Raw genomic sequence first — 23,075 nt, 5'->3', positions numbered from 1 at the left:
TAGAATAGCGGTTATTGTAACCTGAAATTCTGCGATACCGCTATGCAACGACAAACCGAATTACAAAACTGGCTGGAGTCTGTTTACCCGAACCAGCCGTTCGAATTGAGCTTTGCGGCAGCCGATGCCGACTTCCGCCGTTATTTCCGCGCGACGTTTTCAGACGGCCAAACCGTCATCTGTATGGATGCGCCTCCTGAGAAGATGAGTGTTGCACCGTATTTGAAAGTGCAAAAATTGTTTAATATGGTCAATGTGCCGCAAGTGCTTCATGTGGATGAAGCATTGGGCTTTATGGTGTTGAACGATTTGGGCAACACCACATTCCTGACCGCCATGAATCAGGAAAACAGCGAAACCGCCCACAAAGCCCTGCTGCTCGAAGCCATCGACGAACTGATCGAGCTGCAAAAGGCCAGCCAGCCCGGCAAACTGCCGGAATACGACCGCGAAGTCATGCTGCGCGAGATTAACTTGTTCCCCGAATGGTTTGTGGCCAAAGAATTGGGCCGCGAGCTGACCTTCAAGCAACGCCAGTTGTGGCAGCAAACCGTCGATACGCTGCTGCCGCCCCTGTTGGCGCAGCCCAAAGTGTATGTCCACCGCGACTTTATCGTCCGCAACCTGATGCTGGCAAAAGGTCGCCCGGGCGTGTTGGACTTCCAAGACGCGCTTTACGGCCCGATTTCCTATGATTTGGTGTCGCTGCTGCGCGATGCGTTTATCGAATGGGAAGAAGAATTTGTATTGGACTTGGTCATCCGTTACTGGGAAAAAGCACGCGCTGCCGAGTTGCCTGTGCCTGCCGAGTTTGACGAGTTCTACCGTTGGTTTGAATGGATGGGCGTACAACGCCATTTGAAAGTGGCCGGTATTTTTGCCCGCCTGTACTACCGCGACGGCAAAGACAAATACCGCCCGGAAATCCCGCGCTTCTTGAACTACCTGCGCCGCGTATCCCGCCGTTACAACGATTTGGCGCCGCTTTATGCATTGCTGGTCGAATTGGTCGGCGATGACGAATTGGAAACAGGCTATACCTTCTAAGCTTGGTTTTTTAAGATTTGATTCCACTTTTCAGACGGCCTGATCAACAAAAGGCCGTCTGAAACCTTTACAGAACACATAAAAATGACTTACATGATTTACCCCAAAACCTACGACGTGATTGTCGTCGGCGGCGGCCATGCCGGTACCGAAGCCGCGCTTGCCGCCGCACGCATGGGTGCGCAAACCCTGCTGCTTTCGCACAACATCGAAACCCTCGGTCAAATGTCGTGCAACCCCTCCATCGGCGGCATCGGCAAAGGCCACCTTGTGCGCGAACTCGACGCATTGGGCGGCGCAATGGCGTTGGCCACCGACAAATCCAGTATCCAGTTCCGCCGCTTGAACGCCAGCAAAGGCGCGGCCGTGCGAGCCACGCGCGCGCAGGCCGACCGTATCCTATATAAAGCCGCCATCCGCGAAATGCTGGAAAACCAAGAAAATCTGGAGCTTTTCCAACAAGCCGTCGAAGACGTAACGCTCGACGGAGAACGCATCAGCGGCGTGGTCACCGCGATGGGCGTGGAGTTTAAAGCAAGCGCCGTCGTGTTGACCGCCGGCACGTTTTTGTCCGGCAAAATCCACATCGGTTTGGAAAACTACGAAGGCGGCCGCGCCGGCGATCCTGCCGCCAAATCCTTGGGCGGCCGTTTGCGCGAATTGAACCTGCCTCAAGGCCGTCTGAAAACCGGCACGCCGCCACGCATCGACGGACGCACGATTGACTTCTCCCAGCTTACCGAACAGCCCGGCGACACGCCTGTGCCCGTAATGTCCGTACGCGGCAGCGCCGATATGCACCCGCGCCAAGTGTCCTGCTGGATTACGCATACCAACACGCAAACCCACGAAATCATCCGCTCAGGCTTCGACCGCAGCCCCATGTTCACCGGCAAAATCGAAGGTGTCGGCCCGCGCTACTGCCCGTCTATCGAAGACAAAATCAACCGCTTCGCCGACAAAGACAGCCACCAGATTTTCCTCGAACCCGAAGGCCTGACCACGCACGAATACTATCCAAACGGTATCTCCACCAGCCTGCCGTTCGACATCCAAATTGCGCTCGTGCGCAGCATGAAAGGCCTCGAAAACGCCCATATCCTGCGCCCCGGCTACGCCATCGAATACGACTACTTCGACCCGCGCAACCTCAAAGCCAGCCTCGAAACCAAAACCATCCAAGGCCTCTTCTTCGCCGGACAAATCAACGGCACGACCGGCTACGAAGAAGCCGCAGCGCAAGGCCTGCTCGCAGGCGCGAACGCCGTACAATACGTCCGCGAACAAGACCCGCTCCTGCTGCGCCGCGAACAAGCCTATCTCGGCGTATTGGTGGACGACCTCATCACCAAAGGCGTGAACGAACCCTACCGCATGTTCACCAGCCGCGCCGAATACCGCCTGCAACTCAGGGAAGACAACGCCGACATGCGCCTGACCGAAGACGGCTACAAAATCGGCTTGGTGGGCGAAGAACAATGGCGCATGTTCAACGAAAAACGCGAAGCCATCGAACGCGAAATCCAACGTTTGAAAACAACGTGGTACACGCCGCAAAAACTCGCCGAAGACGAGCAAATCCGCGTATTCGGCCAAAAACTCAGCCGCGAAGCCAACCTGCACGACCTCCTGCGCCGCCCGAACCTCGACTACGCCGCACTGATGACCCTGCCCGACGCACAACCTGAAACCGCACTTGCCGACAGCGTGGTCGAACAAGTAGAAATTCAAGTCAAATACCAAGGCTATATCGACCGCCAAAACGAAGAAATCGACAGCCGCCGCGACATTGAAACCTTAAAGCTGCCCGACGACATCGATTACAGCAAAGTCAAAGGTCTATCGGCAGAAGTGCAGCAAAAGCTCAACCAGCACAAACCCGAAACCGTCGGCCAAGCCAGCCGAATTTCCGGCGTAACCCCTGCGGCGGTGGCGTTGCTGATGGTGCATTTGAAACGCGGGTTTAAAGATGCCAAGTAAGGGTTAATTTGAATAAAGGCCGTCTGAAAGTCTCAGACGGCCTTTTTGAATTTTAAAGAGCAAAAACATAAAAACTGATGACAGGGTAAAATACGTTGCACAAAACCTATGACAGACAAAGGGATAATATGGAAACTCAAATTTTAGAAAAAACGTTTGATACACATGACGAATTTAACCGTAAGCCGATAGCCGAAAACATCATCAAGTTGCTGACATCGCCCATCGACCTTTCTCCTATGGTTATCGACGGTGGTTGGGGAACGGGCAAAACCGAATTTTGCCAAAAACTGATTCGGCTTATGCAGCAGCAACATCCCGATTACCAGCCTGTCTATATCGATGCCTTCCGTTCAGACCACAGCGGAGAGCCTCTGCTGGCATTGCTTGCTGAAATCATCAAAACCTGTACACCTGAAGATACCGACGGACAGCCGTCTGAAAAACGCAAAAATATTACGAGGAAAGTTGCAAGAGCAGCAGGATTCGTGATGAAAACCGTTGCTAAAGCAGCGGTTGGTCATGTCCTAAAGCAAAATTTGGAAGATTTAGAGGAAGGAATGAGCCAAATTATAAATGATGGGCAAGAAGCAAAAAATGCGGCAGCAACTGTAGCTGGCGCTGCCACCGCACTTGCCAGTCATTCCATTGATGTGACTATTGATGCAACCGTCGAAGCCTTATTGAAAGAGCAAATCGAAGCGGAAAAAAATCTGGAAACGCTCAAAGCCTGCCTGAAAGAATTGGCAGCGGACAAACCGATTATCCTGTTTATCGATGAACTCGATCGTTGCCGTCCCGATTATGCGGTTGATATGCTGGAAGTTATCAAGCATGTCTTTGATATTGAAAACGTCAAAGTCGTGCTGGTTACGAATACCAAGCAACTGCGCGCGGCGATTAATCATCGGTACGGCGCAGAGGTGGATGCGCAAAAATACTTGGATAAGTTTTTAAAATATAGCTTTGCCTTGCCAGAGAAGGTTGTGGCTCAGGTTGAGGCAGGATGGGCGTTGGTTTCAGTTGAATATTTCAAACAGTTGATACGGAATAGTCATATGGCTGATAAACTACGAGGTTTAATTGAAGAACATAATGAAACAATATATTTTATTAGCGATATGATAGAACGGAACAATATATCGCTTAGGGAAACGGAACGATTAGTCCGGTTTTTAGAGATATATTACTCTTTGAATGGTGAATTCAGTAGCGAAACTGTACGGAAAGATGCAATTATACGTTTTACAGGTGTATTTATTTTTTGTTTTTTTCCAAAAATAGCTAATAATCTTGATAAAGATCTAATATATGCTAGAGACTTTGCCCAATTATTTAACATTAATTCTTTAGAGTATTTTAATGAATGGAATATTGATTCTGCATTTACAACGGCAAACATACTTGCGGCAATGTTAATTCTATATGCAGCGAAGATGGGAGAATTAGTAAGTTATAAAGAAGAAAGTAAATATTCTAATTATGAAAGATTTCCTGATGAAGAAATGTGGAGAGAATGCATACGTAAGAAATTCTTCAACATAGAAAATGATTGTGAGTTTAGCGATGAGGCTGATGTTGTATCTGCCTTAAAAGATACTATCCAGATTTTAAATCTTGAAAAAAACTAAAGATAAAAAGACGTCTGAAACCCCAAAAATCAGGTTTCAGACGGCCTCTAATCATTTTAATAAACCGATAATTGTCCTATCGACGCCGTCTGAATTTCAATACGCCAAGCTCGGAGACAAAGTCGTTTAGGGGGATGTCGTGGGGTTCGGTCGGCAAGGTGTCGGTCAGTTGGCAGCCGAAGCCTACGCCCAGGGTTTGGGTTTGCAGGCGGTATTTCATGGCGGAGAGGGTGGCGTCGTAATAGCCGCCGGCTTGTCCGAGGCGGTAGCCGCGTTTGTCGATGCCGACGATGGGGACCAGCAATAGGCTGAGTTGGTGGACGCGGATTTTTTTGCCGGTGAATTGGGGGACGTGCAATTTGGCGCGGCCGCGTTTGCGTTCTTGTTTGGCGCCGTCGGCAGGGTAGGGGGTGAACCACATCCGCCGCGTGTGAGGTTCGATATAGGGCAGGTAGAGTTTTGCGCCGCGTTTTTGTGCGGCACGGACAAAGCCGTCCAATCGCAATTCCTTGCCCATCGGCCAATACACGCCGATTTTCCGTCCTTTTTTGATGTAGGGCTTGAGCAGGCGGTTGATGGTTTCGGTGGCGGCGTTACGCTCGTCGGCGCTCATTTGGGCGCGTGCGCGGCGGAACTGTTTGCGTAGTGCCGATTTTTCGGGATTCCTCATTTTCAGACGGCCTTTCGGGATTGCGGTAGAATGTTGCGATTATAACGATTTTGTTAACATTCAAACAGGACGCACACGATGTGGCACATTGTCGCCATCGGCTATCTTTTTGTTGCCGTGATGTTTTCCGCCGCGCAGCCGAGTATTGCGCGCGCGTTGATTTATTTGGTTTTTTGGGCAGTGTTACCCACTGTGTTTACGGTCTTTGTCGTGACCATCCGCCGCCGCAACCGCCTGATGAAACGGCAGGAGCAGGCGGAGTTTGAAGCGGCCCGCCAAAAGGCGGTACAAGCGGGTGAAAAACAGGACGGGAAGGTATAAAATCCCTTTTCAGACGGCCTCTTATCCGCTATAATCCGTCAGTTTTCCATTTCGGAAACACGCTTTTATTTTTTTAAAACTTATGCCCACTTTCGCCGAAGGGTGCTTGACAATAGGCGCCGCCTATCAAGTTCTATGCGATTGAATGTGTGCTCTTTAACCCTTTCAAGGAAATAACATGTCTCAAATTACTATGCGTCAGATGATTGAAGCCGGTGTTCACTTCGGTCACCAAACCCGTTTCTGGAACCCGAAAATGGCCCAATACATTTTCGGTGCGCGCAACAAAATCCATATCGTAAACTTGGAAAAAACCCTGCCGATGTTCCAAGAGGCGCAAGAAGCCGTACGCCGTCTGGTTGCCAACAAAGGTACAGTATTGTTCGTAGGTACCAAACGCCAAGCCCGCGACATCATCCGCGAAGAAGCTACCCGTGCCGGTATGCCTTTCGTTGATCACCGTTGGTTGGGCGGTATGCTGACCAACTACAAAACCGTTAAGCAATCCATCAAACGCCTGGAAGAAAAAACTGCTGCCCTGGAAAACGCTGCTGAAGGCGGTTTCAACAAAAAAGAAATTCTGGAAATGCAACGCGACGTTGAAAAACTGGAACGTTCTTTGGGCGGTATCAAAAACATGAAAGGCCTGCCTGACGCGATTTTCGTTATCGATACCGGCTACCAAAAAGGTACTCTGGTTGAGGCTGAAAAACTGGGCATCCCTGTTATCGCCGTAGTCGATACCAACAACAGCCCTGACGGCGTGAAATACGTTATCCCTGGTAACGATGACTCCGCCAAAGCCATCCGCCTGTACTGCCGCGGCATCGCCGACGCAGTTTTGGAAGGTAAAAACCAAGCGCTGCAAGAAACTGTAGCCGCTGCCCAAGAAGCTGCTGCCGAGTAATTCGGTACACGGAAGAGGGGCGTTATGCCCCTTTTCTCAAATCCCGTTCTGAAATCCGTTTCAGACGGCCACTATTTCCAAACACGGCAATGGCCGTGTTCCCAAAAATCTAGGAGATTCAAAATGGCAGAAATTACTGCAAAAATGGTTGCCGACCTGCGCGCCGCTACCGGCCTGGGCATGATGGAATGCAAAAAAGCCTTGGTTGAAGCCGAAGGCAACTTCGACAAAGCCGAAGAAATCCTGCGTATTAAATCCGGTGCGAAAGCCGGTAAACTAGCCGGCCGTACTGCTGCCGAAGGCGTATTGGCTTACGCGATCAACGGCAATGTCGGCGCATTGGTTGAAGTAAACTGCGAAACCGACTTCGTTGCCAAAGACGCGGGCTTCGTAGAATTTGCCAACTTCGTTGCTAAAACTGCTGCCGAGAAAAAACCGGCTTCTGTTGAAGAACTGAGCGAACTGGTTGAAGCAGAACGTAAAGCCATCATCGCTAAATTGGGCGAAAACATGTCTGTTCGCCGCTTCCAAGTGATCGACACTGCCAACCAACTGGTTGCCTACATCCACGGTGCTTTGGCTACCGAAGGCGTATTGGTTGAGTACAAAGGCTCTGAAGACGTAGCACGCAAAATCGGTATGCACATCGTTGCCGCCAAACCTCAATGCGTATCTGAAGCCGAAGTAGATGCCGAAACCATCGAAAAAGAACGCCACATCTACACCGAGCAAGCCATTGCTTCCGGCAAACCTGCCGAAATCGCCGCTAAAATGGTTGAAGGCCGTATCCGCAAATTCTTGGCTGAAATCACTCTGAACGGCCAAGCATTCGTGATGAACCCTGACCAAACTGTTGCCCAATTCGCTAAAGAAAACGGCACTGAAGTAATCAGCTTCGTACGCTACAAAGTAGGCGACGGTATCGAGAAAGCCGTTGTTGACTACGCGGCCGAAGTTGCTGCCGCTGCTAAAGTGTAAGGCACTTATGAAAAAGAAAGCACCTAGATTCCAAACGAATCAGGGTGCTTTTTTTTGAGAAAACCGTTTACGGTACCTAATTTAAGACGGCCGAATATTCAGGCCGTCTGAAAACCAAAACAATAATAAACCGACACACTCTATCATTAATATTCCGACCGTTTGAAAATTCAGACGGCCCGAACTCCGACCGACGACATTCAAGAAAGCAAGGTATCCCATGACACAGCAAATCAAATACAAACGCGTATTACTGAAACTCTCCGGCGAATCCCTGATGGGCTCTGATCCATTCGGCATCAATCACGATACCATCGTTCAAACTGTCGGCGAAATTGCCGAAATCGTGAGAATGGGCGTGCAAGTCGGTATCGTTGTCGGCGGCGGTAACATTTTCCGCGGCGTATCTGCACAAGCAGGCAGCATGGACCGCGCCACTGCCGACTACATGGGCATGATGGCAACCGTGATGAACGCGTTGGCACTCAAAGACGCATTTGAAACCTTGGGCATTAAAGCGCGCGTACAATCCGCACTGTCTATGCAGCAAATCGCTGAAACTTACGCCCGTCCTAAAGCCATTCAATATTTGGAAGAAGGCAAAGTCGTGATTTTTGCCGCCGGTACCGGTAATCCGTTCTTCACAACCGACACTGCCGCCGCATTGCGCGGTGCGGAAATGAACTGCGACGTGATGCTCAAAGCTACTAACGTGGACGGCGTATACACCGCAGACCCGAAAAAAGATCCATCGGCAACACGCTATGAAACCATTACTTTTGACGAAGCCTTGTTGAAAAACCTCAAAGTGATGGATGCCACCGCCTTCGCCCTCTGCCGCGAACGCAAACTCAATATCGTGGTTTTCGGTATTGCTAAAGAAGGCTCGCTCAAACGCGTGGTAACCGGCGAAAACGAAGGTACGCTGGTTCACTGCTAATCATTGAAAGGCCGTCTGAAACAGCCGAACGGGATACATTCGGCTTTCAGACGGCCTTTTATTTTCAGTCGGTTGCGTGGGCATTGGCTCATGGTTTGAAAAGGTTGAGAACTTGCTTGACCATAATGCCCAACCGACAATTCGATAGTAAAAGGATACCCCATGAATATCACCGTCTTGGCTGTCGGCACGAAAATGCCGCGTTGGGTCGATGAAGCCGTCGGCGAGTACGCCAAACGCTTCGGGCGCGATGTCAATTATGCGCTGAAAGAAATCAAGCCGGAAAAACGCGGCGCGGGTGTGAATGCGGCTCAGGGCATGGTGGCTGAAGAAAAACGCCTGCTGGAAGCCATACCACAGGGTGCATTTTTGGTGGTATTGGACGAACGCGGCAAAGCGCCGACTTCGGTCGAATTGGCGCAACATTTGAAAAGTTGGCAGCAAAACGGCGAACACGTCTGCTTTATTATCGGCGGCGCAGACGGCATGACCGACCGTTTGAAACAACAGGCAAACATGATGATGCGCCTTTCCAGCCTGACCCTGCCGCATGGCATGGTGCGCGTTTTGCTGACCGAGCAGCTTTATCGTGCCGTTTCGATTTTGCACAACCATCCTTATCATCGGGAATAATCCGTTTTGATTGCTGGGATAAAAAGGTAATGCCGCCTTGTCGGTTTGAAAGAAAATAGGGCAGGTCGGTTTAACGTGGGGTTGAACCTGCTTTCAGACGGCCTGATTTTTCCGCATGAATCCTTTATAATCGTTTCTTTGATAAATCAACATCTTTCGGGAGAACCCAAATGTCCGATTTCCGTCAAGACTTCCTCAAATTCGCTTTGGCACAAAACGTGTTGAAATTCGGCGAATTTACGACCAAGGCCGGCCGTCAGTCGCCTTATTTTTTCAATGCCGGTTTGTTCAATGACGGCGCATCGACTTTGCAGCTGGCGAAGTTTTACGCCGAAGCCATTATTGCCAGCGGCGTGAAGTTCGATATGCTGTTCGGCCCAGCCTATAAAGGCATTATTTTGGCGGCGGCGACAGCGATGATGTTGGCGGAAAAAGGCGTAAACGTACCGTTTGCCTACAACCGCAAAGAAGCCAAAGACCACGGCGAAGGCGGTGTGTTGGTAGGCGCGCCTTTGAAAGGCCGCGTGCTGATTATCGATGATGTGATTTCCGCCGGTACATCCGTGCGCGAGTCGGTCAAACTGATTGAGGCCGAAGGCGCAACGCCTGCCGCAGTGGCCATTGCGCTCGACCGCATGGAAAAAGGCACGGGCGAATTGTCGGCGGTGCAGGAAGTCGAAAAACAATACGGCCTGCCGGTGGTTTCGATTGCCAACCTGAACGACTTGTTCACGCTCTTGCAAAACAATGCCGAATTTGGCGGCTTCTTCGAGCCGGTCAAAGCCTATCGCGAACGTTACGGCGCGGTTTAAACCATAACATCATGCTCAGGTCGTCTGAAAACTGTTTCAGACGGCCTGAAACATTGGCTAAAATATATTTTTGATTCAATACACTTACGGAAAATACTCATGCCTGCTTGTTCTTGTCCTCATTGTAAAACACCGCATTGGGTGAAAGATGCCCAGTTGAACGTGGCGCAGGGTTTCGTGGTCTGCACGCGTTGTTCGGGGATGTTTAAGGCCAAGGATTATCTGTCGGGCAACCTGCCGGCCGATCCGGCCCATCTGCCTGTGGCGGTAACGGATGTGCGCCTCGTGCATAACATCGGCGCGCAAATCCTCAAGCATTCCAAACTCTCGCGCAAAGAAATTTCCGATTTGCTCAACAGCGCGCTCAAGGAAGAGCCTAAGGTGGAAGAGCAGGTAGCGGTCAAAACGCGCAAGGACGGGTTCAACTGGACGTTGGCATCGTTGATTGCGCTGACGGTTTTGATTATGCAACTCTTTTATCTTGCCCTGCTATGAGTAATATCGCCCATTTTGTCGCCAGCTTTCGCGAAGCCGCGCCCTATATCCAATATTTGCGCGGCAAAACCATGGTGGTCGGCGTGACCGACAGCCTGTTGGAAGGCGAAACCCTGATCCGTTTGGCCGCAGATTTGAACCTGTTGGCCAGCTTGGGCTTGCGTTTGGTCTTGGTGCACGGTTCGCGGCATTTGCTCGACAAATTGGCTTCGGGTCGGAATTTTGTTCCGAAATACAGCGGCAGCCGACGGATTACCGATGAAGCGACCCTGATGGAAGTGAAGCAGGTGGCGGGGATTATCCGCAGCGATGTTGAAGCAGCTTTGTTCAGCAGCGTATCTGCACAGCAACGGAGCAAGCCGCCGGTTATCGCGTGCGGCAACTTTATTACCGCCCGTCCGTTAGGCGTTATCGACGGCGTGGACATGGGCTATACCGGTACCGTCCGCAAAATCGACGCGGAAGAAATCCGTTTGCGCTTGGATAGCGGCGCCGTGGTGCTGATCAGTCCTTTGGGGCATTCGTACAGCGGCAAAACCTTTAATCTGAGTATGTGCGAAACCGCGCAGGAAGTGGCCATGGCTTTGCAGGCGGAGAAGCTGGTTTTCTTGACCGAAGAAGCCGGTATCCGCCGTGCCGACGGCTCGTTGGCCAATACTTTGTCTGTCGGTGAAGTGCGGGAACTGATACACGACAATCCCGATGCGCCGGCCGATTTGTTGCATGCGGCGGTAGGCGCGTTGGAAAACGGCGTATCGCGGGTGCAGATTCTCAACGGCCGCGAAGACGGCAGCCTGTTGCGCGAGCTGTTTACCCGAGAGGGCAGCGGTACGTCTATTGCCCGAGGGCCGTTTGTTTCCATCCGTCAGGCACGCAGCGACGACATTCCGCACATCATTGCCTTAATCCGTCCGTTGGCGGAACAAGGCATCTTGTTACACCGCAGCCGCGAGTATTTGGAAAACCATATTTCCAGTTTTTCCGTATTGGAACACGATCAAAACATTTACGGCTGCGTGGCGCTGAAAATCTTTGCCGAGCCGGACTGCGGCGAATTGGCCTGTCTGGTGGTGTCGCCCGAAGCGCGTGACGGCGGCTACGGCGAATTGCTGTTGGAACATTTATTCCAAAAAGCGCGCGCCTTAAATATCAAAACGCTTTTCGCCTTATCCACGCACACGGGCGAATGGTTTGTCGAACGGGGCTTTCAGACGGCCTCGGCCGATGACCTGCCTGCCGAACGCCGGCAGGAATACAATGCCAACGGCCGCAATTCCAAAGTATTTGTTTATGACTTGCAGGCCGTCTGAAAACTTCAATCCTATTATCCGTTTTTAAACATCACTCAAATCTTATGTTGAAAATCATCTCTGCCAACGTCAACGGCATCCGCTCCGCCTATAAAAAAGGTTTTTACGAATATATCGCCGCATCGGGCGCGGACATTGTCTGCGTGCAGGAACTGAAAGCTCAAGAAGCCGATCTGTCAGACGATATGAAAAATCCGCACGGTATGCACGGCTACTGGCATTGCGCCGAAAAGCGCGGTTACAGCGGCGTGGCGGTGTACAGCAAACGCAAACCTGACAATGTGCAAATCGGCATGGGCATTGAAGAATTTGACAGGGAAGGCCGTTTTGTCCGTTGCGATTTCGGCAAGTTGTCGGTAATTTCGCTGTATCTGCCCAGCGGCAGCAGCGCGGAAGAGCGCCAACAAGTGAAATACCGCTTTTTGGACGCGTTTTATCCCATGCTCGAAGCCATGAAAAACGAAGGGCGCGACATCGTCGTCTGCGGCGACTGGAATATTGCCCACCAAAACATCGACTTGAAAAACTGGAAGGGCAATCAGAAAAATTCGGGCTTCTTGCCAGAAGAGCGCGAATGGATAGGCAAAGTCATCCACAAGCTCGGTTGGACGGATATGTGGCGCACACTTTATCCCGATGTGCCGGGCTATACCTGGTGGAGCAACCGCGGACAAGCGTATGCGAAAGATGTCGGGTGGCGCATCGATTATCAGATGGTTACGCCGGAGTTGGCCGCCAAAGCCGTTTCCGCACATGTTTATAAAGATGAAAAATTCTCGGATCACGCCCCTTTAGTTGTGGAGTATGACTATGTTGCCGAATAAGTTTTTTGGTAAGTACGACTGGAATATAAACAGTAAAACCGGCGTAGGTGCGGTTTGGGTTGTGGCGGCATTTGTGCTGCCCATGCTGGTGTGGGCAATATTCATGCTGGCGCGGATGTCCGGTTGGGTTGCGCCGACCAAGGCCAATCCGACATGGGCGTTGGTATGGCTGCTGTTTTCCCTACCTTGCCTGCTGATTGCGGCCAAATGCTTTGCTTGGAAGGGCTGGCGGCTGATTGCCAACATCGTACTTTGTCTGGCGACTTGTGCCATTCTCAGCGTGCCTGCCGCCTTGTTGATCGCATTTACACTCAACGACTTGCTCAAATAGGCCGTCTGAAAATGCAGAGCTTCGAACTCGAAGAAATGGCTTTGTTTCTGATACGCGATGCGGATGAAGCGGAAATGTGGATAGACCGCTGGGCGGTCAGCTATCCGATTGTTCAAACTGCCGAAGCCGATAGTCGGCAAACCGTTTCCGAATGGCAACACGCCATTCAGACGGCCTTTGACCATATCGTCAGCAGAAATATTGCCGTCGTGGCTCATGGTGTTGGTGTGTCCGCATTTTTGGCATGGCTGTATCAAGCCGACATCCTGACGCAAAAACGCCTGACCAATATTATTTTGGTCTCGCCGCGTCCCGAAGCTTTTCCCGAAGACGAAATCCATACGTTCCAACGCGTCCGTTGCCCTTGCCGTACGGCGTTGGTCATCGCTGAAACAAACGGTACGCCACGCGATTGGGCGCAAGAACAGGCCGACCGCTGGCAGGCGCGCCTGCTTCAATCGCCGCATTCCGGCCGGTTAAACGGCGCACTCGGCGGTTGGCAATGGGGCATGAAGCTGATGCAGGAAATGTTGTTGAGTAAGTAGTGTAGCAATATCTATTAATATTAATAAACGAAGGCCGTCTGAAACCGATATGTATTTCAGACGGCCTTTATAAAGGTTGAAATAAAACTAAACACATTTTTTCACTCAAATCGAACACACCTCCAACAAAATGCCATAAAATCCGCCCATTGATTTGAATGTAAAGAGATACCTATGAAACTGAAAACCTTAGCCTTGACTTCATTGACCCTGTTGGCATTGGCCGCTTGCGGCAAACAGGCGGAAACCAGCGTTCCGGCAGACAGCGCCCAAAGCAACACATCCGCTCCGGCAGCCCCTGCCGCATTGACTGAAGGTGTCAATTACACCGTCTTGTCCAACCCGATTCCGCAACAGCAGGCCGGCAAAATCGAAGTATTGGAATTCTTCGGCTACTTCTGCCCGCATTGTGCCCATTTGGAGCCGGTTTTGAGCGAACACATCAAAACGTTTAAAGACGATACCTATATGCGCCGGGAGCATGTTGTGTGGGGTGATGAAATGAAACCTTTGGCACGTTTGGCGGCCGCAGTGGAAATGGCCGGTGAATCAGATAAAGCCAACAGCCATATTTTCGATGCGATGGTTAACCAAAAAATCAACTTGGCCGATACCGATACCCTGAAAAAATGGTTGTCCGAGCAAACTGCGTTTGACGGCAAAAAAGTATTGGCTGCATTTGAAGCGCCCGAAAGCCAAGCACGTGCGGCTCAAATGGAAGAATTGACCAATAAATTCCAAATCAGCGGCACACCGACCGTGATCGTCGGCGGCAAATACCAAGTCGAATTTAAAGACTGGCAGTCCGGCATGACCACGATTGACCAGTTGGTGGACAAAGTACGCGAAGAGCAGAAAAAACCGCAATAAGTTGAAGGCTGAATGAGTAAAGGTTTTGCATCCCTTATCTCTTTTTCCTTTACTGTGCTGAAAGATCCAAATTATGTGTGATTACTGTTCTGACCTGCGATCTACTGTTCGTATCAGGGTTCCGAAAGAATTATCGCAAATGTTACTGCGAGCCTCTGATCGTTTAGCAGACGGCACGCTCATCGACATTACCCCAGCCTACGGCAAAGTTTATGGTCCCAGCCTTGATTTTGCTAAAACCATTGCCAATAGCGGTTACATTACCCATACTGATTCTCAGGGTAATCGTGACATATATGGTTGGAACGATTTCGTGGTACATTATTTTCAATGTACGCACTGCAATGCCGTTTTCAGGCTTGATGCCGAAACCTACCATGGTAGTGGTGGCCAATGGGAAATGTTGGAAGAGGCATCGGTACGCTATGAAAATCCTTAAAAGGAATAGATTTCATAGTTATATGTGAATAGTAATTCTTGCTAGAGTAAAAATAAAAACGCCGTCTGAAACTTTTCAGACGGCGTTTTCTGTCAAATTAGCTTACAAACCTGGGAACATGCCTTTCATTCCCTTCATGCCTTTGGCCAAACGCATCAGTTTGCCCAAACCGTTGCCGCTGAACATCTTCATCATTTGTTGCATTTGTTCAAACTGTTTGAGTAATTTGTTCACTTCCTGCACGGTCGTGCCCGCACCCACCGCAATACGGCGTTTGCGGCTGGCTTTGAGCAGGGCAGGGTTGGCACGTTCTTTTGGAGTCATCGAGTTGATGATGGCTTCTACTTTGCCCATCGCTTTTTCAGCCGTTCCTTCGGGGATTTGTTTCGAGATTTGACCCAGTTCGCCCGGCATTTTCGACATCAGGTTTTCCAAGCCGCCCATATTGCGCATTTGCTGAATTTGTTCTTTAAAGTCGTTGAGGTCAAAGCCTTTGCCTTTTTGCAGCTTTTTCGCCATTTTGGCGGCGGCTTCTTCATCAATACCTTTTTGAACATCTTCAATCAGGGTCAATACGTCGCCCATGCCGAGGATACGGCTGGCAAGACGGTCGGGGTGGAAAGGCTCGAGGCCGTTGATTTTTTCGCCGACACCGATAAATTTAATCGGTTTGCCGGTCACATGGCGTACGGACAATGCCGCACCGCCGCGCGAGTCGCCGTCCATCTTGGTCAATACGACACCGGTCAGTGGCAGGGCTTCATTAAATGCCTGAGCAGTGTTCACAGCATCCTGACCCAGCATGGCATCGATAACGAACAAAGTTTCAACCGGGTTGACCGCCGCATGAAGCGCTTTGATTTCGTTCATCATCTCTTCATCGATTGCCAGGCGGCCGGCGGTATCGACCATCAATACATCGTAAAAATGTTTTTTGGCGTAATCGACGGCAGCAGTTGCAATTTCAACTGGTTTTTGGTTGGTATCGGATGGGAAAAAGTCCACGCCGACCTGTTCGGCCAACAGACGCAGCTGTTCAATTGCGGCAGGGCGGTAAACGTCGGCAGATACCACCAAAACTTTTTTCTTCTGATCATTTTTCAGTAGGCGCGCGAGTTTGCCGACGGTTGTTGTCTTACCGGCACCCTGCAAACCGGCCATTAAAACGATGGCAGGCGGTGAAACCGACAAATCCAGCGTTTTGTTTTCCTTGCCCATCAGTTCGACTAAGGCTTGGTTGACCACGCCGATAAAGGCTTGGTCAGGTGTCAGGCTGCCGACGACTTCTTGACCGAGGGCCTGTTCTTTGACTGTGTTGACGAATTCTTTAACGACGGGCAATGCAACGTCGGCTTCCAGCAGGGCAAGACGAACCTCGCGCAAGGCTTCTTTAATATTGTCTTCGGTCAGCGTTGATTGGCCGCGAATATTTTTAAGTACCTTGCTGAAGCGGTTGGTCAGGTTGTCTAACATACTTATCCTTGATAATGAGAATAGCTGCCCAATACAGGGCATTCTTTGTTAAAATAAAATTGGGATTATTTTACACGATAGTCCGAAGTTATGCTTCAAGAACACAAACACGCACAGGCCGTCTGAAACCCTGCCGGCCGTACGTCAAGTGTTCATAGTATCTATTGAGAAAGATATTTATGCCGATTGTCTTAATCTGCCTGATGCTGGTGTATGCCGGATTGGGCGCATTTTCCTGGTTGCAACATAAAAAGCACAATAATAAATCTTACCCGCTGAAAACCGAGCTGCTGATTTTGAGCGGCGCATTATTGGTACATGGCGCAGCATTGATGTTCCCGGTATTGCAGGATAGGGTATTGATTACCGGTTTCGGCTATTCGCTCAGTCTGATAGTCTGGCTGATGCTGATGATGTACTGCTTGGGCAGCTTCTTTTATTGTCTGCGCGGTGTGCAACTCCTATTGTATCCCTGTGCCGCATTGACCTTATTGCTGGGTTTCCTTTTCCCGGGAGATTTCACAGGCCGTCAAATCGTAGACTTATTGCCGCTGTCGCACATTGCATCATCATTGCTCGCATACGGATTGTTTGGCATCGTTACCTTATTTGCCATCCTAATCCTTTTAATCAACCGTAATTTGCACAAACGCCGTTTTTCCGCATTGGTCAGCTTCTTGCCGCCTTTATTGAGTTTGGAGAAACTTATGTTCCAAGGTATTTGGGCAGGTTTCATTTTATTGACCTATTCCGTTATCAGCGGTACGTTTTTTGCAGAAGCTGTTTTCGGCAAACCCATGACCTTCACGCATAAAACCATCTTCAGTATTATGTCGTGGCTGATTTATGGCGCATTATTGTTGAAACACAGCATGACCGCATGGCGGGGTAAAAAAGCTGCCGTTTGGACTATTGTCGGATTTGTCAGTCTGATTTTTGCCTATATAGGCAGTAAATTTGTCTTAGAAATTATCCTGCACCGTATTGGATAAATAGAAACCATACAAAAAGGCCGTCTGAAATACTCTTTCAGACGGCCTTAGTATTGAACCGGGTTGGATTTGGGAAGCGAATAGGGAAGATTTGAGGTGTTTTTAGAAAAATAAAAAACCTGTTAAAACAGGGGAGTGATTAAATTTTTGAAAATAATTTTGCGAAAGGTGTTGACTGGTTTTGTTGGGAGGCGTATAGTTCGGTTTTTCGCTGCTGACGCGGTGAAGAAAACGAAGCAGACAGTATAACACAGTTGGTTGAAATTTTCGATAATTTTAGTTGACTTTTGAAAATTGTACTGTATAATTCGATTCGCTCTTTAAAAAACAGATTACCGATAAGTGTGAGTGCATTAGGCCTCACACTGTTTGAAAGACAGACAAGATGATGTTTTAGACATTGTCCTGTCGGTTTCTTTGAAGCAGACCAGAAGTTATAAGTTAGAGATTGAACATAAGAGTTTGATCCTGGCTCAGATTGAACGCTGGCGGCATGCTTTACACATGCAAGTCGGACGGCAGCACAGAGAAGCTTGCTTCTTGGGTGGCGAGTGGCGAACGGGTGAGTAACATATCGGAACGTACCGAGTAATGGGGGATAACTAATCGAAAGATTAGCTAATACCGCATATTCTCTGAGGAGGAAAGCAGGGGACCTTCGGGCCTTGCGTTATTCGAGCGGCCGATATCTGATTAGCTAGTTGGTGGGGTAAAGGCCTACCAAGGCGACGATCAGTAGCGGGTCTGAGAGGATGATCCGCCACACTGGGACTGAGACACGGCCCAGACTCCTACGGGAGGCAGCAGTGGGGAATTTTGGACAATGGGCGCAAGCCTGATCCAGCCATGCCGCGTGTCTGAAGAAGGCCTTCGGGTTGTAAAGGACTTTTGTCAGGGAAGAAAAGGCTGTTGCTAATACCGACAGCTGATGACGGTACCTGAAGAATAAGCACCGGCTAACTACGTGCCAGCAGCCGCGGTAATACGTAGGGTGCGAGCGTTAATCGGAATTACTGGGCGTAAAGCGAGCGCAGACGGTTACTTAAGCAGGATGTGAAATCCCCGGGCTCAACCTGGGAACTGCGTTCTGAACTGGGTGACTAGAGTGTGTCAGAGGGAGGTAGAATTCCACGTGTAGCAGTGAAATGCGTAGAGATGTGGAGGAATACCGATGGCGAAGGCAGCCTCCTGGGATAACACTGACGTTCATGCTCGAAAGCGTGGGTAGCAAACAGGATTAGATACCCTGGTAGTCCACGCCCTAAACGATGTCAATTAGCTGTTGGGCAACTTGATTGCTTAGTAGCGTAGCTAACGCGTGAAATTGACCGCCTGGGGAGTACGGTCGCAAGATTAAAACTCAAAGGAATTGACGGGGACCCGCACAAGCGGTGGATGATGTGGATTAATTCGATGCAACGCGAAGAACCTTACCTGGTCTTGACATGTACGGAATCCTCCAGAGACGGAGGAGTGCCTTCGGGAGCCGTAACACAGGTGCTGCATGGCTGTCGTCAGCTCGTGTCGTGAGATGTTGGGTTAAGTCCCGCAACGAGCGCAACCCTTGTCATTAGTTGCCATCATTAAGTTGGGCACTCTAATGAGACTGCCGGTGACAAGCCGGAGGAAGGTGGGGATGACGTCAAGTCCTCATGGCCCTTATGACCAGGGCTTCACACGTCATACAATGGTCGGTACAGAGGGTAGCCAAGCCGCGAGGCGGAGCCAATCTCACAAAACCGATCGTAGTCCGGATTGCACTCTGCAACTCGAGTGCATGAAGTCGGAATCGCTAGTAATCGCAGGTCAGCATACTGCGGTGAATACGTTCCCGGGTCTTGTACACACCGCCCGTCACACCATGGGAGTGGGGGATACCAGAAGTAGGTAGGGTAACCGCAAGGAGCCCGCTTACCACGGTATGCTTCATGACTGGGGTGAAGTCGTAACAAGGTAGCCGTAGGGGAACCTGCGGCTGGATCACCTCCTTTCTAGAGAAAGAAGAGGTCTGATGCATTCACACTTATCGGTAAACTGTAAAGATGCGGAAGAGGAAAGCTTGAGTGAAGACAAGATTCGCTTAAGAAGAGAATCCGGGTTTGTAGCTCAGCTGGTTAGAGCACACGCTTGATAAGCGTGGGGTCGGAGGTTCAAGTCCTCCCAGACCCACCAAGAACGGGGGCATAGCTCAGTTGGTAGAGCACCTGCTTTGCAAGCAGGGGGTCATCGGTTCGATCCCGTTTGCCTCCACCAAGCACTTTACAAATTAAAGGAAGCCTGCTATACTTAGCAGCTTATTTTGATTTGCGAAGTGAAATATCGACGCATCGATCTTTAACAAATTGGAAAGCCGAAATCAACAAACAAAGACAATGCGTTTGTTTTGATTTTTTATTCTTTGCAAAGGATAAAGAATCTCTCGCAAGAGAAAAGAAAACAAACACAGTATTTGGGTGATGATTGTATCGACTTAATCCTGAAACACAAAAGGCAGGATTAAGACACAACAAGCAGTAAGCTTTATCAAAGTAGGAATTTCAAGTTTGCTTCCCTAGTCAACGGGTAGGCAAACGAAGTCAGAGAGGTTCTTGAAATGATAGAGTCAAGTGAATAAGTGCATCAGGTGGATGCCTTGGCGATGATAGGCGACGAAGGACGTGTAAGCCTGCGAAAAGCGCGGGGGAGCTGGCAATAAAGCTATGATCCCGCGGTGTCCGAATGGGGAAACCCACCTCTTAGGAGGTATCCTTATCTGAATACATAGGATAAGCGAAGCGAACCCGGAGAACTGAACCATCTAAGTACCCGGAGGAAAAGAAATCAACCGAGATTCCGCAAGTAGTGGCGAGCGAACGCGGAGGAGCCTGTACGTGATAACTGTCGAGATAGAAGAACAAGCTGGGAAGCTTGACCATAGTGGGTGATAGTCCCGTATTCGAAATCTCAATGGTGGTACTAAGCGTACGAAAAGTAGGGCGGGACACGTGAAATCCTGTCTGAATATGGGGGGACCATCCTCCAAGGCTAAATACTCATCATCGACCGATAGTGAACCAGTACCGTGAGGGAAAGGCGAAAAGAACCCCGGGAGGGGAGTGAAATAGAACCTGAAACCTGATGCATACAAACAGTGGGAGCACCCTTGTGGTGTGACTGCGTACCTTTTGTATAATGGGTCAACGACTTACATTCAGTAGCGAGCTTAACCGAATAGGGGAGGCGTAGGGAAACCGAGTCTTAATAGGGCGAACAGTTGCTGGGTGTAGACCCGAAACCGAGTGATCTATCCATGGCCAGGTTGAAGGTGCCGTAACAGGTACTGGAGGACCGAACCCACGCATGTTGCAAAATGCGGGGATGAGCTGTGGATAGGGGTGAAAGGCTAAACAAACTCGGAGATAGCTGGTTCTCCCCGAAAACTATTTAGGTAGTGCCTCGAGCAAGACACTGATGGGGGTAAAGCACTGTTATGGCTAGGGGGTTATTGCAACTTACCAACCCATGGCAAACTAAGAATACCATCAAGTGGTTCCTCGGGAGACAGACAGCGGGTGCTAACGTCCGTTGTCAAGAGGGAAACAACCCAGACCGCCAGCTAAGGTCCCAAATGATAGATTAAGTGGTAAACGAAGTGGGAAGGCCCAGACAGCCAGGATGTTGGCTTAGAAGCAGCCATCATTTAAAGAAAGCGTAATAGCTCACTGGTCGAGTCGTCCTGCGCGGAAGATGTAACGGGGCTCAAATCTATAACCGAAGCTGCGGATGCCAGTTTACTGGCATGGTAGGGGAGCGTTCTGTAGGCCGATGAAGGTGCATTGTAAAGTGTGCTGGAGGTATCAGAAGTGCGAATGTTGACATGAGTAGCGATAAAGCGGGTGAAAAGCCCGCTCGCCGAAAGCCCAAGGTTTCCTACGCAACGTTCATCGGCGTAGGGTGAGTCGGCCCCTAAGGCGAGGCAGAAATGCGTAGTCGATGGGAAACAGGTTAATATTCCTGTACTTGATTCAAATGCGATGTGGGGACGGAGAAGGTTAGGTTAGCAAGCTGTTGGAATAGCTTGTTTAAGCCGGTAGGTGGAAGACTTAGGCAAATCCGGGTCTTCTTAACACCGAGAAGTGACGACGAGTGTCTACGGACATGAAGTAACCGATACCACGCTTCCAGGAAAAGCCACTAAGCTTCAGTTTGAATCGAACCGTACCGCAAACCGACACAGGTGGGCAGGATGAGAATTCTAAGGCGCTTGAGAGAACTCGGGAGAAGGAACTCGGCAAATTGATACCGTAACTTCGGGAGAAGGTATGCCCTCTAAGGTTAAGGACTTGCTCCGTAAGCCCCGGAGGGTCGCAGAGAATAGGTGGCTGCGACTGTTTATTAAAAACACAGCACTCTGCTAACACGAAAGTGGACGTATAGGGTGTGACGCCTGCCCGGTGCTGGAAGGTTAATTGAAGATGTGCAAGCATCGGATCGAAGCCCCAGTAAACGGCGGCCGTAACTATAACGGTCCTAAGGTAGCGAAATTCCTTGTCGGGTAAGTTCCGACCCGCACGAATGGCGTAACGATGGCCACACTGTCTCCTCCCGAGACTCAGCGAAGTTGAAGTGGTTGTGAAGATGCAATCTACCCGCTGCTAGACGGAAAGACCCCGTGAACCTTTACTGTAGCTTTGCATTGGACTTTGAAGTCACTTGTGTAGGATAGGTGGGAGGCTTTGAAGCAGAGACGCCAGTCTCTGTGGAGCCGTCCTTGAAATACCACCCTGGTGTCTTTGAGGTTCTAACCCAGACCCGTAATCCGGGTCGGGGACCGTGCATGGTAGGCAGTTTGACTGGGGCGGTCTCCTCCCAAAGAGTAACGGAGGAGTTCGAAGGTTACCTAGGTCCGGTCGGAAATCGGACTGATAGTGCAATGGCAAAAGGTAGCTTAACTGCGAGACCGACAAGTCGAGCAGGTGCGAAAGCAGGACATAGTGATCCGGTGGTTCTGTATGGAAGGGCCATCGCTCAACGGATAAAAGGTACTCCGGGGATAACAGGCTGATTCCGCCCAAGAGTTCATATCGACGGCGGAGTTTGGCACCTCGATGTCGGCTCATCACATCCTGGGGCTGTAGTCGGTCCCAAGGGTATGGCTGTTCGCCATTTAAAGTGGTACGTGAGCTGGGTTTAAAACGTCGTGAGACAGTTTGGTCCCTATCTGCAGTGGGCGTTGGAAGTTTGACGGGGGCTGCTCCTAGTACGAGAGGACCGGAGTGGACGAACCTCTGGTGTACCGGTTGTAACGCCAGTTGCATAGCCGGGTAGCTAAGTTCGGAAGAGATAAGCGCTGAAAGCATCTAAGCGCGAAACTCGCCTGAAGATGAGACTTCCCTTGTGGTTTAACTACACTAAAGAGTCGTTCGAGACCAGGACGTTGATAGGTGGGGTGTGGAAGCGCGGTAACGCGTGAAGCTAACCCATACTAATTGCTCGTGAGGCTTGACTCTATCATTTGAAGAACTTCAAATAATAAAAGCTTACTGACTGATTCAGTCATCACCATTTATACCGATTAAGGCTTTACCGATTTGTAACAGTTTAAGTTTGGCGGCCATAGCGAGTTGGTCCCACGCCTTCCCATCCCGAACAGGACCGTGAAACGACTCAGCGCCGATGATAGTGTGGTTCTTCCATGTGAAAGTAGGTCACCGCCAAACACCCATTCCGAAGCCCCCGACTGATGTCGGGGGCTTTTTACATGCCTGTCGTTTCTGTCGGTTTGGCGGCAGAATTGGGATAATGGGTGTTGGGGTCAAACATTGGGATAGTGATGTACCGGTGTTTATGGAGTATTTGTGCATCTTGGTATTGGAATCGGAAATATTTATCCTGTTG

General features: G+C 50.1%; 19 protein-coding genes, 2 tRNA genes and 3 rRNA genes. 22 read left to right on the top strand and 2 right to left on the bottom strand.

What is annotated here, in order from left to right:
* Positions 1 to 42: 42 nt before the first annotated feature.
* The 3 genes from amgK (at position 43) to FOC66_RS07695 (ending at position 4,658) form a co-directional block, all read left to right on the top strand.
* Complete coding sequence (gene amgK / locus FOC66_RS07705) at positions 43 to 1,047, top strand: N-acetylmuramate/N-acetylglucosamine kinase AmgK (protein ID WP_003749406.1); 1,005 nt, start codon at positions 43 to 45, stop codon at positions 1,045 to 1,047.
* An 84-nt stretch (positions 1,048 to 1,131) separates the two neighbouring features.
* Positions 1,132 to 3,027 (top strand): tRNA uridine-5-carboxymethylaminomethyl(34) synthesis enzyme MnmG, encoded by a 1,896-nt coding sequence (mnmG, locus tag FOC66_RS07700; RefSeq protein ID WP_003749408.1) that lies wholly within the window; start codon positions 1,132 to 1,134, stop codon positions 3,025 to 3,027.
* Positions 3,028 to 3,155: 128 nt separating this feature from the next.
* Positions 3,156 to 4,658: a KAP family P-loop NTPase fold protein gene (locus FOC66_RS07695; protein WP_003749410.1), complete on the top strand. Its 1,503-nt coding sequence runs from the start codon at positions 3,156 to 3,158 to the stop codon at positions 4,656 to 4,658.
* A gap of 76 nt (positions 4,659 to 4,734) precedes the next feature.
* Here FOC66_RS07695 and FOC66_RS07690 read toward each other — a convergent pair whose 3' ends face one another.
* Positions 4,735 to 5,328: a 5-formyltetrahydrofolate cyclo-ligase gene (locus FOC66_RS07690; RefSeq protein ID WP_003749412.1), complete on the bottom strand. Its 594-nt coding sequence runs from the start codon at positions 5,326 to 5,328 to the stop codon at positions 4,735 to 4,737.
* Between the two features lie 78 nt (positions 5,329 to 5,406).
* On the opposite strand from FOC66_RS07690, the gene FOC66_RS07685 reads away from it, so the two are divergent.
* The 13 genes from FOC66_RS07685 to FOC66_RS07625 all read left to right on the top strand — a co-directional run bounded on the left by FOC66_RS07685 (position 5,407) and on the right by FOC66_RS07625 (position 14,733).
* Positions 5,407 to 5,649, top strand: a complete 243-nt coding sequence (locus tag FOC66_RS07685) for a hypothetical protein (protein WP_003749415.1) — start codon at positions 5,407 to 5,409, stop codon at positions 5,647 to 5,649.
* 178 nt (positions 5,650 to 5,827) lie between these two features.
* On the top strand, positions 5,828 to 6,556 hold the full coding sequence (gene rpsB / locus FOC66_RS07680; protein WP_002258397.1) for a 30S ribosomal protein S2: 729 nt from the start codon (positions 5,828 to 5,830) through the stop codon (positions 6,554 to 6,556).
* 123 nt (positions 6,557 to 6,679) lie between these two features.
* Positions 6,680 to 7,534 carry a translation elongation factor Ts gene (gene tsf / locus FOC66_RS07675; RefSeq protein ID WP_003749417.1) on the top strand — a complete coding sequence of 285 codons (855 nt, stop codon included), beginning with the start codon at positions 6,680 to 6,682 and terminating at the stop codon, positions 7,532 to 7,534.
* 220 nt (positions 7,535 to 7,754) lie between these two features.
* The gene (gene pyrH / locus FOC66_RS07670) at positions 7,755 to 8,474 is read left to right on the top strand and encodes a UMP kinase (protein ID WP_003708812.1); all 720 of its coding nucleotides are present in this window, start codon (positions 7,755 to 7,757) and stop codon (positions 8,472 to 8,474) included.
* 162 nt (positions 8,475 to 8,636) lie between these two features.
* Positions 8,637 to 9,107: a 23S rRNA (pseudouridine(1915)-N(3))-methyltransferase RlmH gene (gene rlmH, locus FOC66_RS07665; protein WP_003749419.1), complete on the top strand. Its 471-nt coding sequence runs from the start codon at positions 8,637 to 8,639 to the stop codon at positions 9,105 to 9,107.
* A 170-nt stretch (positions 9,108 to 9,277) separates the two neighbouring features.
* On the top strand, positions 9,278 to 9,919 hold the full coding sequence (gene pyrE / locus FOC66_RS07660) for an orotate phosphoribosyltransferase (RefSeq protein WP_003682682.1): 642 nt from the start codon (positions 9,278 to 9,280) through the stop codon (positions 9,917 to 9,919).
* A gap of 99 nt (positions 9,920 to 10,018) precedes the next feature.
* A complete protein-coding gene (locus FOC66_RS07655) occupies positions 10,019 to 10,414 on the top strand; it encodes an MJ0042-type zinc finger domain-containing protein (RefSeq protein WP_003749421.1) in 396 nt (131 codons plus the stop codon).
* Positions 10,411 to 11,724 (top strand): amino-acid N-acetyltransferase, encoded by a 1,314-nt coding sequence (gene argA, locus FOC66_RS07650; protein ID WP_003749422.1) that lies wholly within the window; start codon positions 10,411 to 10,413, stop codon positions 11,722 to 11,724. The genes FOC66_RS07655 and argA overlap by 4 nt, the downstream gene beginning before the upstream one ends.
* 44 nt (positions 11,725 to 11,768) lie before the next feature.
* Complete coding sequence (locus tag FOC66_RS07645) at positions 11,769 to 12,548, top strand: exodeoxyribonuclease III (RefSeq protein WP_003684015.1); 780 nt, start codon at positions 11,769 to 11,771, stop codon at positions 12,546 to 12,548.
* A complete protein-coding gene (locus FOC66_RS07640) occupies positions 12,535 to 12,879 on the top strand; it encodes a hypothetical protein (protein WP_003749424.1) in 345 nt (114 codons plus the stop codon). Before FOC66_RS07645 ends, FOC66_RS07640 begins: the two co-directional genes overlap by 14 nt.
* Before the next feature lie 11 nt (positions 12,880 to 12,890).
* Positions 12,891 to 13,424: an alpha/beta hydrolase gene (locus FOC66_RS07635; protein WP_003749426.1), complete on the top strand. Its 534-nt coding sequence runs from the start codon at positions 12,891 to 12,893 to the stop codon at positions 13,422 to 13,424.
* A 174-nt stretch (positions 13,425 to 13,598) separates the two neighbouring features.
* Positions 13,599 to 14,294: a thiol:disulfide interchange protein DsbA/DsbL gene (locus FOC66_RS07630; protein WP_003749428.1), complete on the top strand. Its 696-nt coding sequence runs from the start codon at positions 13,599 to 13,601 to the stop codon at positions 14,292 to 14,294.
* 139 nt (positions 14,295 to 14,433) lie between these two features.
* Complete coding sequence (locus FOC66_RS07625) at positions 14,434 to 14,733, top strand: hypothetical protein (protein ID WP_003749429.1); 300 nt, start codon at positions 14,434 to 14,436, stop codon at positions 14,731 to 14,733.
* A 102-nt stretch (positions 14,734 to 14,835) separates the two neighbouring features.
* On the opposite strand, the gene ffh is transcribed toward FOC66_RS07625, so the two are convergent.
* The gene (ffh, locus tag FOC66_RS07620; protein WP_003749431.1) at positions 14,836 to 16,206 is read right to left on the bottom strand and encodes a signal recognition particle protein; all 1,371 of its coding nucleotides are present in this window, start codon (positions 16,204 to 16,206) and stop codon (positions 14,836 to 14,838) included.
* A gap of 179 nt (positions 16,207 to 16,385) precedes the next feature.
* Between ffh and FOC66_RS07615 the strand changes: the two genes are divergently transcribed.
* The 6 genes from FOC66_RS07615 (at position 16,386) to rrf (ending at position 22,897) form a co-directional block, all read left to right on the top strand.
* Entirely contained in the window at positions 16,386 to 17,198 is an 813-nt protein-coding gene (locus FOC66_RS07615) for a cytochrome C assembly family protein (RefSeq protein WP_003749434.1), read from the top strand.
* Positions 17,199 to 17,648: 450 nt separating this feature from the next.
* Positions 17,649 to 19,189 (top strand): 16S ribosomal RNA (locus FOC66_RS07610).
* A gap of 104 nt (positions 19,190 to 19,293) precedes the next feature.
* Positions 19,294 to 19,370: transfer RNA gene (locus FOC66_RS07605), tRNA-Ile, on the top strand.
* Positions 19,371 to 19,375: 5 nt separating this feature from the next.
* Positions 19,376 to 19,451, top strand: a tRNA-Ala gene (locus FOC66_RS07600).
* 347 nt (positions 19,452 to 19,798) lie between these two features.
* Positions 19,799 to 22,687 (top strand): 23S ribosomal RNA (locus tag FOC66_RS07595).
* A gap of 96 nt (positions 22,688 to 22,783) precedes the next feature.
* A 5S ribosomal RNA gene (rrf, locus tag FOC66_RS07590) occupies positions 22,784 to 22,897 on the top strand.
* The 16S, 23S and 5S rRNA genes sit together here with 2 tRNA genes alongside, the layout of an rRNA operon.
* The last annotated feature ends 178 nt before the right edge of the window (positions 22,898 to 23,075 follow it).

Origin of the sequence: Neisseria mucosa (genome assembly GCF_013267835.1) — a bacterium.
In the GTDB taxonomy this organism is placed as follows: domain Bacteria; phylum Pseudomonadota; class Gammaproteobacteria; order Burkholderiales; family Neisseriaceae; genus Neisseria.
The sequence above is the reverse complement of the archived record's forward strand: the minus strand, read 5'-3'. Positions and strand labels throughout refer to the sequence as shown.